Origin of the sequence: Leifsonia poae (genome assembly GCF_050632865.1) — a bacterium.
Classification (GTDB): Bacteria; Actinomycetota; Actinomycetes; order Actinomycetales; family Microbacteriaceae; genus Leifsonia; species Leifsonia poae_B.
The window spans coordinates 774,710-787,399 of record NZ_JBODSA010000003.1; the positions used below are offsets into that span (position 1 = coordinate 774,710).

The following is a 12,690-nucleotide window of genomic DNA, read 5'->3' on the forward strand; positions in this document are numbered from 1 at the left end:
GTAATGCAGCCGCACGGGAGCACCGCCCGGATGTGCTGCGAGAAGCGAAAGGTTCGACGACTCGGTGTCAGGTTGACCCGCCTCCCCACCGCCCTCTAGTATCTGTGGGAACGATCCCACACGATCCACCAGCGCAGGCGCGGTCGTGCATCCCCGGAAGGACATGATGGCAAACGGCCTCCGCGCCGTCCTCTCACTCGACATCGGCGGCACCAAGCTCGCTGTCGGTGTCGTCACGGAGGACGGACGAACCCACGCACTCACCGTCGAACCCACGCGGCGCGAAGAGGGTCCGGGTGTAATCGTTCCCAGACTCTTCGCCATGGGGCAGCGCGCGATCGCCGAGTCCGGCCTCCAGGTCGAGGCCGTCGGCATCTCGTGCGGAGGCCCGCTGGATGCGAAGGCCGGCGTGCTGACCGGCCCGCTGCACCTCCCGGGCTGGATCGACCTCCCCATCGTCGAGCTCGCCGAGCGCGAGTTCGGGGTCCCGGCCGTGCTCGAGAACGACGCGACCGCCGGCGCCCTGGGCGAGTTCCGCTACGGCGCGGGACGCGACGCCGACACGATGGTGTACCTGACGATCTCCACCGGCATCGGCGGCGGCGCGGTCATCGACGGCCGCCTGCACCGCGGAGCCGCGGGCAACGGCGGCGAGTTCGGTCACGTCATGGTCCGCACCGGCGGACGCCCCTGCCTGTGCGGCCGCCGCGGCTGCCTGGAGGGCTACGCTTCGGGCACCTCCATCGCCCAGCGCGCCCGCGAGGCCGTCGCCGAGCGCGGCGAGGGATCGTCGCTCGCGCAGCTCCCCGTCGTCCGCGCCGAGGATGTCGTGGCGGCCGCCGCCGCGGGCGACCCGCTCGCGGTCGAGCTGTGGGACGAGACGGTCGACGTCCTGTCCACCGCCCTCACCGACCTCGTCAACGTCTTCGAGCCCGACCTCGTCGTGCTCGGGGGCGGAGTGACCCGCTCCGGCGATGCGCTGCTCGTGCCCGTGCGCGAGCGCGTCGCGGCCGACGCCATGCCGCCCGCGGCCGCCGCCTCCACCGTGGTGCTCGCCGGCCTCGGCGACGTCGTCTGCGTCGTGGGCGCAGGAGCCGTCGCATTCGACCGTCTCGACCAGCTCGCCGGCGCGGGCGTCGCACCGAAGGGAACCCCGCATGTCTGAGTGGATGCGCGACCAGCTGCAGGCCCATATCGAGGTCGCCGAGCAGGGCGAGAAGCTGCTGCCGGCCCTCCGCGAGGTCGGGAAGGTGCTGTGCGAAGCCTTCGCCGAGCGCGGCATCCTGTACACGTTCGGCAACGGCGGCAGCGCGGCCGACGCCCAGCACTTCACCGGCGAGATCATCGGCCACTACAAGCGCGACCGCCGTCCGCTCGGCGCCGTCACACTGAGCACAGACCCGACAACGATGACCTGCATCGCCAACGACTACTCCTACGACGACGTCTTCTCGCGCCAGGTGCTCGGGCTCGCGCGACCCGGCGACGTGGTCGCGGCCTTCACGACGAGCGGACGGAGTGCGAACATCGTCTCAGCGCTCCAGGCGGCGAAGTCGGCCGGTGCGACGACGGTGCTGTTCGGCGGAGGCGACGGCGGACCGGCCAAGGCGTTCGCCGACTACGCGCTGCTGAGCCCGTCCACGACCACCCCGAGGATCCAGGAGTTCCACACGTTCATGCTCCACGTGCTGTCCGAGATCGTGGACGCGTGGGCCGACGGCGACGAGGAGTACGCACTGTGACCGACGCCCGCCAGGCACCCGTCGCCAACGCGCCCGCCGGCATCCAGCCGCGCGACCTGCCGCCCGCGAACCGGCCGGCCGCCACCCCGCAGCGCACCCTCCACATGATCGGCAACGCACACCTCGACCCGGTGTGGCTCTGGCCGTGGCAGGAGGGCTACCAGGAGGCGCGCGCCACCTTCTGGTCGGCCATCCACCGCATGGAGGAGTACCCCGACTTCGTCTTCACCTGCGACCAGATCGTGCTGCTCAGTTGGGTCGAGGAGTCCGACCCCGAGCTGTTCGAGCAGATCAAGCGCCGGGTCGCCGAGGGTCGCTGGGTCAACGTCGGCGGCTGGTGGGTCGAGCCCGACAACAACATGCCGATGGGCGAGAGCTTCGTCCGCCAGGGCCTGTACGGGCAGCGCTACCTGGAGTCGCGCTTCGGCATCCCGGCCACGGTCGGCATGAACGTCGACCCGTTCGGTCACAACGCGATGCTGCCGCAGATCCTGCGCGGCCAGGGCATGGACTCCTACACGTTCCTCCGCCCCGGTCCTCACGAGTCCGACCTCGCGCCCTCGCTGTTCTGGTGGGAGGCGCCCGACGGCTCCCGCGTGCTCGCGTACCGCATCCCGTTCGAATACGGCAGCCCGCCCGGGTCGGTCGACGGTCAGACCGAGAAGTCGCTGGCGGCACTCGACCGCACCGTCGGCTTCGGCGAGAACGCCACGGCCATGGTGTTCTACGGCGTGGGAAACCACGGAGGCGGCCCGACCATCGCGAACATCGAGTCCATCCACCGCTACGACCGGATGGGCTCCTTCGGAAGGATGACGATGTCCTCACCGCGCACCTACTTCGACGAGGTCCTGGGCCGCGGCGAGGCGTTCCTCGACGGCCTGCCCGTGCGTCGCGACGACCTGCAGCACCACGCGCCCGGTTGCTACTCGGCGCATTCCGGCATCAAGGCCTGGCAGCGGCGCGCGCAGGTCGCGGTGCTGAACGCCGAGCGCTGGGCGGCCGTGGTCGCTGCGCACGACGGCGTCGAGTACCCGCGCGAGCAGCTGGAGACCGCCTGGAAGCAGGTGCTGTTCAACCAGTTCCACGACATCCTGCCCGGCTCGGCGATCGAGCCGTCGTACGACGACGCCCGCGATCAGCTCGGCGAGGCCGTGTCCATCTCGAAGCGGATCATCACCCGAGCCCACAACGTCCTCGCCCGCCAGGTGCAGGTCGACCGCGAGGACGGCACACAGCCGGTCCTCGTGTTCAACCCGCACCCGTGGGCGGTGTCGGTGGATGTGGACTTCCAGTACGGCGCGCAGCGCGCCGGCGTGCACGTGGTCGACGAGACCGGTGCGCCGGTCGTGTTCCAGAACTCGCAGTCGACCGCCACGACGGACGACGTGTCGCGGGGCGCGGTCGTGTTCCGCGCCGACGTCCCGGCGCTCGGCTACCGCCTCTACCGGCTGCGGCCTGGCGCCGGCCCGGGTGCCGCGTCCGGTGGGCTGACCGTCACCGAGGACACCCTCGAGAACGATCACGTGCGCATCCGCATCGACCAGGAGACGGGCTGGATCTCGTCCTACCTCGTCAAGGCGACCGGCGTGGATGTGATGGCCGGCGTCGACGGGACGCAGCACACGCAGATCAACGACGACCCCACCGACACCTGGGGCCACCGCGTCGTCTCCTACGCCTGGCCGGGCGCCACCATGGCGCTGAAGCGCATCGTGGTGCGCGAGACCGGTCCGCTGCGCTCGCGGGTCCGCGTCGAGCGGGAGTGGGGCGCATCCACCCTGGTCGAGGAACTGATCCTCGACCACGACTCGCCCGTACTGCGGGTGAACGTGACGCTCGACTGGCGCGAGCAGGCGCACCTCCTGAAGCTGCGCTTCCCGACCGTGCTCGAGGACCCGACGGCGACCTACGAGATCCCGTTCGGCCACCTCGAACGACCTGTCGACGGCGCCGAAGAGCCTGCCCAGTCGTGGGTGGATCTGACCGGGACGGTCGACGGCGCGGCCGCGGGCCTGACGGTGATCACGACGAACAAGCACGCCTACGACGTGTCCCCGGCTTCCGCTGACAACGGCGACGAGCCGAGCATCGGCGTCACCGCGGTCCGGAGCCCGGTCTACTCGTGGCACGACCCGCGGCTGCTGGACCCGGAGGGCATCTACTCCTTCCAGGACCAGGGCATCCAGCGCTTCAGCTACGAGCTCGTCCCGCATGCCGGCGACTGGCGCGAAGCCGACCCGATCCGCCGCGCGCTCGTGCTCGGCAACCCGGTGCGGGCGCAGCAGGAGTCGTTCCACGACGGCGCGCTGCCGCCGGTGCACTCGTTCGCGAGCGACGGCGGCTCGTCCGTCCTGGTGACCGCGCTCAAGGGCACCGAGGACGCGACGGAGGCGCCGGGCGGAGCGGATGTCGTGGTGCGTGCGGTCGAGACCCGCGGCGAGGCCGGACGATCGCGCATCGAGCTGCCCCTGCTCGGACGGGTCATCGAGGAGGACTTCGGGCCGTCGCAGCTGCGGACGTTCGTCGTGCCCGCGCATCCTGCTGAGCCCGTGCGCGAGGTCGACCTGATCGAGCGGCCGCTCGGTGCCCCGGTGTCGTCGGCCCCGACACCCTCGGATGCGTCGGAAGCGTCGTCGGCCCCCTCGGCCCCCGCGCAGGAGCCGGAGTCGCCCGTGACGTCGCAGAGGTCGGAGGCGCAGACCTCGCAGGAGGACCCCTCGAAGTCGCAGACCTCGCAGCCGCCGCAGCCGTGAACCCGCGCCCCGAGGTACGCATCAGCGCGGTCGGTCCCGCCGCCGACTCCCTCCACCTGGACGAGGAATGGGAGGAGGCGGCGCTCGGCTGGCGTCTCACCGTCCGGGCGACGTTCACCGGCGATGCGCCGGCCGACGGCTCGGTGCTCGTCGAGGCGCCGGTCCACGGCGCCGACGACCCGTGGTGGCTGATCCCGGGCGCCTTCTACGGCGAGAACCGGCCGGCCGCGAATACGCGTGCCTTCCCCGCTTCGAGATCGGTGCGGACACCCCCGAGCAGCACGACGCGCTGGTGAGCGACGCCTGGGAGTTCCGGGCCGACCGGGCCGCGACGCCCGCGGTCTTCGCCTGGGCGGGTCCCGGCCGCGGGGGCGTCGCGCTGGCGACCGACGAGACATCTGCGCTGGGCCTCACCGGCCTCGGCCTGTCGCACGACGCGGTCTGGGGCGACGCGACGGTGAGCCTGCGCTTCCCGTTCCGCGAGTTCCCGGTGACCTACTACGGTGACGCGCACCCGCGCCCCGCCGAGGAGACCACCCACCGCTTCGAGTCGGGCGAGACCGTCGAACTGTCGGTACGCGTCTTCGCCTTGGACGCGTCTCGCCACGCCTACGCCCCTGCGCTGCGCGCGCTGCACGCCGAGGCCGCCCCGAACGCGCCGCAGTCGCCGTGGGTGGATGTGGCGACCGCCGCGGACCTGACCGCCGAGGGGCTTCTCACCTGGCACTACGACCCCGACCCCGGCGTCTTGCTCGAGACCGTCGGCTTCGACCGCGAGGTCAGCGGCCGCGACGGCCTCACCGTGGATAGGCAGGCCATGCACGTCGGCTGGGTCAGCGGCATCCCGTGGGCGTACGCGCTGCTCGCGCACGGCCTCCGCACCGACCGCGCCGGCGAAGTGGAGGCGGCCCGGCGCGTCATCGACTTCATCACCGCGTCCCTCTCGCCCTCCGGGACCTTCTGGGGCGTCTGGTACCGCGACCACGGCTGGACGCAGAGCTGGACCGAGCTGAAGCGCGGCCTCCACTCACGCACGCTGGCCGAGGCGACCCTGTTCCTCCTGCGGGCGCAGGCGCTCGGCGCGCACCCGCAGTGGGAGCACGCCATCCGCTCGAACCTCGAGGTGATCGTCGGCCGCCAGCGCCCCGACGGCAACCTTGGCTCCGTCCACCACGCCGAGACCGGCGAGGTGCTGTCCTGGTCCGGCGCGTCCGGACTCACGTGGATCGCCGCCCTGGTGGAGGCTGCAGACCGCGACGAGCGCTACCTCCCCGCCGCCATCGCCGCCGGCCGGTACTACGAGCAGTTCGTCGACCGCGAGTTCATCCACGGCGCCCCGGAGGACGTCGACCTCGCCCCCACCTCCGAAGACGGTTACGCGGCGGTCATGGCCTACGTAGCCCTGCACCGCGCCACCGGCGACGCTCACTGGCTCGACGTCGCCCGGCGTGCGGCCGACTGGATGCTGACCTTCCGGTACACCTACGACGTCGCGTTCCCCGAGCACACCCTCCTCGGCGCGTACCGCTTCCGCACCCGCGGCGCGGACAACGCCTCGCCGTCGAACCAGCACCTCCACGCCTACGGTCTGGTGTGCACCGCCGAGTTGCGCGAGCTCTCCGCGGCCCTCGGCGACCCGCACTACGCCGAACGGGCCGACGAGGCGCTGGCCTGCTTCCGGCAGTTCATCGCTCGCGAGGACGGCGACTTCAACGCCTACCGCGGCATGGTCAGCGAGCGGTACTACCAGACCGCCTGCTTCCAACCGAAGGGGATGCTGCTGACGCTCTCGCACGCCTGGAGCGTCGGCGTGACGCTGCTGGCGTGCGAGCAGACGCTCGCCGGCTGAGCGGGCATCGCGCGCCTGCTCAGCGGTGCAGTCCCCAGAATGCCCACGGTGAGATGCCGTCGGCCCAGCGGTCGCCGTGCGCTCGCCGCGCGAACCGGCGGGCGCGCATCGCCCGGTAGCGGATCCACAGCCACCGCCCCGCCCCCGCCGGCTGCACCTCCTCCTCGACGTTGCTCCGTCGTTCGCCGCCCGCCCATGTCGCTGCTGCCTGATCCACGATAACCTCCACCCCGGCTAAACCTATTTGCTGGTGTTCGCCAGCATGGACGCCTCGACGTACACCTGTCAAGTGCTTATGCTGGTGTCATGGGTAGGCAGACGGATCTGGCGTTCCAGCGAGAGGACGAGGTCATCCCCGTCCCGCTGCGTCTCGTCCGCGACTTCGTGAACACGGTCGAGTACCAGGAGGACGAGGAGGGCTGGGAGCGGCCGGCCGATCTCACCGCGTGGTTGCGTGCGCGGGACCTGCTCGGCGGCGAAGCGGCGGCGTCGGAGCGCGACCTCGAGCTGGCGAAGACGGTCCGCGAAGGTCTCCGCAGCGTGCTGGCGGCCCACGCCGGCCACGACGTCGACGACGCCGCGGTCGCCCGGCTCGACCAGGCGCTGGCGCAGCTGCCGCTGCGGGTGACCTTCGGCGCCGCGGGGACGTTCTCCCTGGCTCCCGCCGGTGGTGATCGGGTCCTGGACGCGCTGGCCGGCGTCCTCGACGCGGTGCGCGCGTCCCGCGAGGACGGCAGCTGGTCGCGGCTAAAGGTCTGCGACCGCGCGACGTGCCGCTGGGCCTACTACGACTACTCCAAGAACCGCTCCAGCCGCTGGTGCACTATGGCCGGCTGCGGCAACGCCGTCAAGATGCAGAAGCGCGCGCACGCGTAGCCGTCATCCATGGGTCGCAACACGCCGTTATCGCCGCGGCGTGACGGCGTGTTGCGTCCCCTCGTTCAGGCGCGGGCGTACTCCGAGCCCGACGGGGTGCGGACGACGAGGCCTGCGTCCACGAGGTAGCGCCGCAGGGCGACCGGGTCGTCGCTCCGGGCCGCCAGCCGCTCGGTCAGCGCGCGCTCCCCGACGACCTCGCCGTCCCCGAGCACGTCCTGCGCGATCATGCGCAGTAGCGCCATCCGGTCGTCCGCAGACGACGGGTACCGGTCGATGCGCCCGTCCGGCCGCAGGAACCGCTCCACCCCCGTCGGCTTGGGCCGGACCGCCGCCGACGCGGCGAGGAGGCTCCGGAACACCCCGTCATCCGCCTCCACGCTGTCGCCAACCCGGCGCACGAGCCTGACCCGTTCGAGCAGTTCCAGCGCCCGCCGCGTCCGCGCGGCGCCCAGGCCAGCATCCGCCTCGCCCGTCGCCACGACCGCGGCCCACACCGCGCGAGCGTCCCGATTGGCCAGCGCCGCGACCACCGGCCGCCAGTCCGCGCCCCCCGCCTCCGTCTGCTCCACCCGTCCACCCTCGCACGCCCCCGCCCGCCCCGCACCTACTGGCCCCAACACGCCGCGCCCAGTGGGTGACTAAACCAGGCGCCGGGCCGCCGCTCGCGCAGCGCCACCCGACGCCCCTGCATCTGCTGGTCCCCCGCCGTTACTCCCATCCGCGTAGCGGCGTGTTTGCGTCAAGTAGATGGGTGGCTCGGGCATCAGCCCGCCTCCCGCGCAGCGCAACCGGGCGCTTCTGCACCTACTGGTCCCGACACGCCGTTGCGACCCGTCGCATAACGGCATGTCGGGCCCACTAGGTGACTGGGCGGGGCGTCAGCTGGCGGCGCCGCGCCGGCGGGCTTCGGGTTGACGTAACACGCCGTCGCAAACGCATGCCCTGCGGCGTGTTGCGTCAAGTAGAGCGCCGCCAGTATTTCCATGTACTAGTCCCGACTCACCGTTACGCCCACTCGCATAACGGCATGTCGGGAAAACTCCGTGACTGGGCTGGGCATCAGCCGGCGACACGCCGCCGGCGGCCTTCTGGTTGACGCAACACGCCGTCGCCAACGCGCGCATTGCGGCGTGTTGCGTCAACTACAGCGGGCGGGCGTTAGCCGTCTTTGCGGAGCTGCTGCAGCAGCTCGGGGGCGCGCGCGTCGAGGACGCGGCCGCCGAGGCGCACGCCGACGACCAGGAGAACCGGGCCGAGGATCACCCCGGCCGCGAGCCCCAGCCAGCCCCACACCGCCTCGCGCGTCACGAGCGACAGGACCAGCAGCACCACCTCGGGCAGGCACAGCACCGCGATCACGCCCCACGCGGCGAAGGTCGGGCCGAGCAGCGAGATGTTCGCACCCGGCCGCGAGCCGAACGGGTTGTCGCCGGGCTCCGGCACGGGGAACACGAAGCGCGCTGACGTGACCGAGCAGACGGCGACGCCGCTCAGGAGCATCCCGAGCGTCAGACCGAGCAGACCGGGCGCCGGGAGCCAGTCACCCTCGACCGCGGCCGAGCCCAGCGTGATGATCGCGACGGCCGGCACGGCGAAAGAGAGCAGCGCGGAGGCGCGTCCCCACCGGTCGGCGCGTCCGGGCACCGCTTTGGACACGTGCAGCGCGAAGGCCGTGGAGTCGTAGGAGACGTCGGCGATCATCCCGATGCCGAGGGCGAACGCGACGACCGGGCCGACGGCGAAGATGTACCCGGTGGAGTGGTTGATGCTCGAGTAGAACCACATGACGGCCGGCAGCAGCGGGATGACGAGCAGCTGGCGCAGATAGCGCGGGTCGCGGAACCAGTACGTCAGGCAGCGCGCGGCGATCGCGCCGGCGGGCGTCCCCGGCAGCACGCCGAACAGCCCCGACTTTCCGGGAGCACGCACCCGCGAGGACGCGCGCACCGGCGTCACGAGCGACCGCGCGAGCCCCCAACGCCACACGAACCACAGCACGACGAAGGTCGCGACGGCGATCAGCAGCCGCAGCAGCGCGCCGAGCGGGTCACCCGCGGCGACCGCTCCAGGCACGGCCCACGCGGCGCCGAGCGGCGACCAGCCGAGACCGGACGCGATGGCCGGGAGGGCGTCCGCCGAGCGACGCAGACCGCTGGTGATGCCGATGACGATGGGTCCGGCCAGGATGAGCGGGATCAGGATGAGCAGCCCGCTCGCCTCCCGGAACCGCCGCCCCGAGGCCAAGCCGCTCGCGACGGAGGTGACCGCCCGCGACACGACGATGCAGGTCGCGGCGCCGAGCACGCCGGTGACCAGCGCGATCACCGCGACGCCTGGTGAGCGCAGCCACGGCAGGGCGGTCCCGAGCGAGGCGATCGTGGTGGCGGCACCCGCGACCCCGACGGCTCCGCTGAGCAGCATTCCGAGCATGAGGGGCCGCAGGCCGATCGGGTAAACGGCGAGGTGACCGGGATCGAGCGTCTGCTCGACGCCCGAGAGCAGCAGCGGGAAGACGGCCCAGCCGAGCACGGCCGCCGACCCAGCCAGCACGACGACGGTGGTCGCGATCTCGGGAGGAGCGAACGACAGGCCGACGAGCCCCGCCAGCACGACGAGCAGGCCGCCGACGCCGTACACGGCGCCGATGATGACGGCGACGAGCTGACTGGTGCTCCGGCGGAACGAGTTCCGCAGAACCAGCAGCCGAAGCCTTACGAGTGTCGCAACCACTCCGGCCCCTCCCCGACGCGGCGTCCTCCGACGAGCTCGACGAAGCGGTCCTCGAGCGTGGATCCGGCGCGCACGTCGTCCACCGACCCGGCGGCGAGCACCCGGCCGGCGCTGATCACGGCGACGTGGTCGCACATCCGCTCGACGAGGTCCATGACATGCGAGGACACGACGACGGTGCCGCCGCCCTGCACGTAGGTGCGGAGGATGTCTCGGATGTTCGCCGCCGACACCGGGTCGACGGACTCGAACGGCTCGTCCAGCACCAGCACCCGCGGCGCGTGCACCATGGCGGCCGCGAGCGCGATTTTCTTCGTCATGCCGGCCGAGTAGTCGACGACGAGCGTGCCGCCCGCCGACTGCAGGTCGAGCAGCTGGAGCAGGTCGGCGGTGCGCTGCTGGGCGGTCGGGCGGTCCATCCCGCTGAGCAGACCCGCGTACTCGACCAGCTGCTGGCCGGTCAGGCGGTCGAACAGCCGCACCCCGTCGGAGAGCACGCCGACCATCGCCTTGGCGACGAGCGGCTGCTGCCACAGGTCGACGCCGTGGATGAGCACCTGACCGGCATCTGGGCGCAACAGCCCTGTCGCCATGCTCAGCGTCGTGGTCTTGCCGGCGCCGTTCGGCCCGACCAGGCCGTAGAAGCTGCCGGACGGCACATCCAGGTCGATCCCGTCCACCGCGACCTTCTCGCCGAACCGCTTGTGCAGCCCGCGGATCCTGATCGCGAGACCTTCGTCCTCCGTCACGCGCACCCCCTCACGTCCGGGCGTTCGCACCTCGATCGCGCCGTCGGTCCACCCTAGCCGCGCCGGGATTCGGGATGCGGCGCGCCGCGGCGCCCCTGGTCGCATTCGGCGCGCCACATCCGTCAGTGGGAGGGGAGGGAAACGCCTGCCACCGATGCTTCATCCGGAGCGGGGCGCTGATCGGTTCGGAGTTTGTGCCCCTTATGAGGGGTCTCCCAGGTTGGCGGCAGAGTATCCGCCGGTCGCGGATGTGGCATCGTTGCCATAAGGGCACAGGGGTTGAGAACCGTCCCGCTCGAGCGTAAGAAACGATCAAGTAACGAAAACCGGCTCCGTGTACCCGGTCCCCTTGTGAAGAGCCGCACCGCTGCATTAGCGTGCGATGTGGGAAGGTTTCCATACTGTCGCCCTCAACCCCGGCGGTAGGGAATCCCGTACCTCTTCGCTCGGGCGAGGACGCCCGCTGCGACACCACTGAAGGGAAATCAGATGAACAAGAGGCACACCGCCCTCGCCGCGTTGGCAATCACCGCGTCGGTGGCGCTCCTCGCCGGGTGCAGCTCCAGTGGCGGCAGCTCCTCCGGCGGGAACTTCTCGAAGGACGCCAAGGGCAGCCTGAACGCCTGGGGCTTCGACAACGCCGACGAGGTCGGCACCTCCCGCATCGACTACGCCAAGAAGCAGCTCAAGGACGTCACGATCAAGATCGACCAGACGCCCTTCGACGCGCAGAAGTTCACCACTCGTGTCGCGGGCGGCAACGTGCCCGACGTCGTGCAGATGGACCGCCAGTTCGTCGCGACCTACGCGGCGCAGGGCCTCATCCAGCCGCTCGACCAGTGCTACTCGGTGCACAACGTCGACCCGCAGAAGCAGTACTACGGCTCGGTCGTCGACGACATCACCTACAAGAGCAAGATCTACGCCGTGCCGCAGTTCTACCAGCCGCCGGCGATCATCACCAACGAGCGCGTCATGAAGGCGGCGGGGTCACCGACGCCGACATCGACACCTCGAAGCCGGACCAGCTCGTCGCGGCCGTCAAGAAGATGTACAAGGAGTCGGGCGGCAACCCGAGCGTCCTCGGGTTCGACCCGCAGGCCTCCGGCCAGGCCGGTCTGTGGCTCCTCGCCAACGGCGGACAGGTCATCGGCAGCGACGGCAAGCCGACGCTCGATGACCCGAAGAACGAGAAGGGCCTGGAGGTCCTGAAGCAGATCGCCGACGCCCAGGGCGGCTACGCGAAGATGAAGAGCTTCACCGACTCCTTCGACTTCTTCGGCGAGAACAACCAGTACGTGAAGGACCAGGTCGGCGCTGAGGTCAACGCCCAGTGGTACGTCAACGTGCTGACCCCGTTCGTCGACAAGGTCGAGATCGGCGCCGTGCCGTTCAAGGACAGCAGCGGCCAGCCGTTCACCGTCGCGTCGGGCACGTCGTTCGTCATCCCGACCGGTGCCAAGAACAAGGACGCCGCGTGCGCCTGGGCACTGAACCTCACCAGCCTGGGTGCGTGGGAGGCTGCGGGTGCGGCCCGCGCCAAGACGATCGAGAAGACCCCTGGGGCGATCAACACCGGCCTCTTCACCGGTTCGCCGGAGGCCGACAAGACGCTCCGCGAGAAGTACGTGAAGCCGTCCGGCAACGAGGGCTTCGACAAGGCCATCTCGACCTACTACGACGTCGTCGGCAACGGCAAGTCGTTCGGTGCGTCGCCCGCCGGCCAGCAGATCCAGACCGAGCTGCAGAACGCGATCCAGAAGTACCTCCTGGGTCAGGCATCGGCCAGCCAGGCCCTCAAGGACGCGCAGACCGCGGCCCTGAAGGCCTACGACCAGTCCACGAAGAGCAGCAAGTAACACGCTCTTGCCAGGGGCGGCCTCCTCGCGGAGGCCGCCCCTTCTGCGTGCCCGGGCGCCCGGCCCTCCCTTCCGTGAATTGCTCGTAGCTGCGCCCGACACGCCGCGCGCGACCGCACCTACGAG

Annotated in this window: 11 protein-coding genes; 7 read left to right on the forward strand and 4 right to left on the reverse strand. The window is 71.0% G+C overall.

Annotated features, from left to right (window positions below; genetic code table 11):
- The first annotated feature begins 166 nt into the window (after positions 1-166).
- The 5 genes from ACRAWB_RS14000 to ACRAWB_RS14020 are packed head-to-tail and all read left to right on the forward strand — an operon-like array spanning position 167 to position 6,347.
- Entirely contained in the window at positions 167-1,165 is a 999-nt protein-coding gene (locus tag ACRAWB_RS14000; protein ID WP_431353864.1) for an ROK family protein, read from the forward strand.
- A complete protein-coding gene (locus tag ACRAWB_RS14005) occupies positions 1,158-1,742 on the forward strand; it encodes a D-sedoheptulose-7-phosphate isomerase (protein WP_431353865.1) in 585 nt (194 codons plus the stop codon). Before ACRAWB_RS14000 ends, ACRAWB_RS14005 begins: the two co-directional genes overlap by 8 nt.
- Positions 1,739-4,498 carry an alpha-mannosidase gene (locus ACRAWB_RS14010; protein WP_431353866.1) on the forward strand — a complete coding sequence of 920 codons (2,760 nt, stop codon included), beginning with the start codon at positions 1,739-1,741 and terminating at the stop codon, positions 4,496-4,498. The genes ACRAWB_RS14005 and ACRAWB_RS14010 overlap by 4 nt, the downstream gene beginning before the upstream one ends.
- Positions 4,495-4,794, forward strand: a complete 300-nt coding sequence (locus ACRAWB_RS14015) for a hypothetical protein (protein WP_431353867.1) — start codon at positions 4,495-4,497, stop codon at positions 4,792-4,794. Before ACRAWB_RS14010 ends, ACRAWB_RS14015 begins: the two co-directional genes overlap by 4 nt.
- Positions 4,791-6,347 carry a hypothetical protein gene (locus ACRAWB_RS14020; protein WP_431353868.1) on the forward strand — a complete coding sequence of 519 codons (1,557 nt, stop codon included), beginning with the start codon at positions 4,791-4,793 and terminating at the stop codon, positions 6,345-6,347. The genes ACRAWB_RS14015 and ACRAWB_RS14020 overlap by 4 nt, the downstream gene beginning before the upstream one ends.
- Positions 6,348-6,366: 19 nt before the next feature.
- On the opposite strand, the gene ACRAWB_RS14025 is transcribed toward ACRAWB_RS14020, so the two are convergent.
- A complete protein-coding gene (locus ACRAWB_RS14025; protein ID WP_431353869.1) occupies positions 6,367-6,564 on the reverse strand; it encodes a hypothetical protein in 198 nt (65 codons plus the stop codon).
- Between the two features lie 89 nt (positions 6,565-6,653).
- Here ACRAWB_RS14025 and ACRAWB_RS14030 point away from each other — a divergent pair, with 89 nt between their 5' ends.
- Positions 6,654-7,223, forward strand: a complete 570-nt coding sequence (locus ACRAWB_RS14030; RefSeq protein ID WP_431353870.1) for a CGNR zinc finger domain-containing protein — start codon at positions 6,654-6,656, stop codon at positions 7,221-7,223.
- A gap of 65 nt (positions 7,224-7,288) precedes the next feature.
- Here the strand turns inward: ACRAWB_RS14030 and ACRAWB_RS14035 are convergent, their stop codons facing one another.
- The 3 genes from ACRAWB_RS14035 to ACRAWB_RS14045 all read right to left on the reverse strand — a co-directional run bounded on the left by ACRAWB_RS14035 (position 7,289) and on the right by ACRAWB_RS14045 (position 10,711).
- Positions 7,289-7,795: a DUF2087 domain-containing protein gene (locus tag ACRAWB_RS14035; RefSeq protein WP_431353871.1), complete on the reverse strand. Its 507-nt coding sequence runs from the start codon at positions 7,793-7,795 to the stop codon at positions 7,289-7,291.
- Positions 7,796-8,384: 589 nt separating this feature from the next.
- Positions 8,385-9,956: a transporter gene (locus ACRAWB_RS14040; RefSeq protein WP_431353872.1), complete on the reverse strand. Its 1,572-nt coding sequence runs from the start codon at positions 9,954-9,956 to the stop codon at positions 8,385-8,387.
- A complete protein-coding gene (locus ACRAWB_RS14045; protein WP_431353873.1) occupies positions 9,938-10,711 on the reverse strand; it encodes an ABC transporter ATP-binding protein in 774 nt (257 codons plus the stop codon). The genes ACRAWB_RS14040 and ACRAWB_RS14045 overlap by 19 nt, the downstream gene beginning before the upstream one ends.
- A gap of 483 nt (positions 10,712-11,194) precedes the next feature.
- Between ACRAWB_RS14045 and ACRAWB_RS14050 the strand changes: the two genes are divergently transcribed.
- Positions 11,195-11,917 carry an ABC transporter substrate-binding protein gene (locus ACRAWB_RS14050; protein ID WP_431353874.1) on the forward strand — a complete coding sequence of 241 codons (723 nt, stop codon included), beginning with the start codon at positions 11,195-11,197 and terminating at the stop codon, positions 11,915-11,917.
- Positions 11,918-12,690 lie beyond the last annotated feature (773 nt).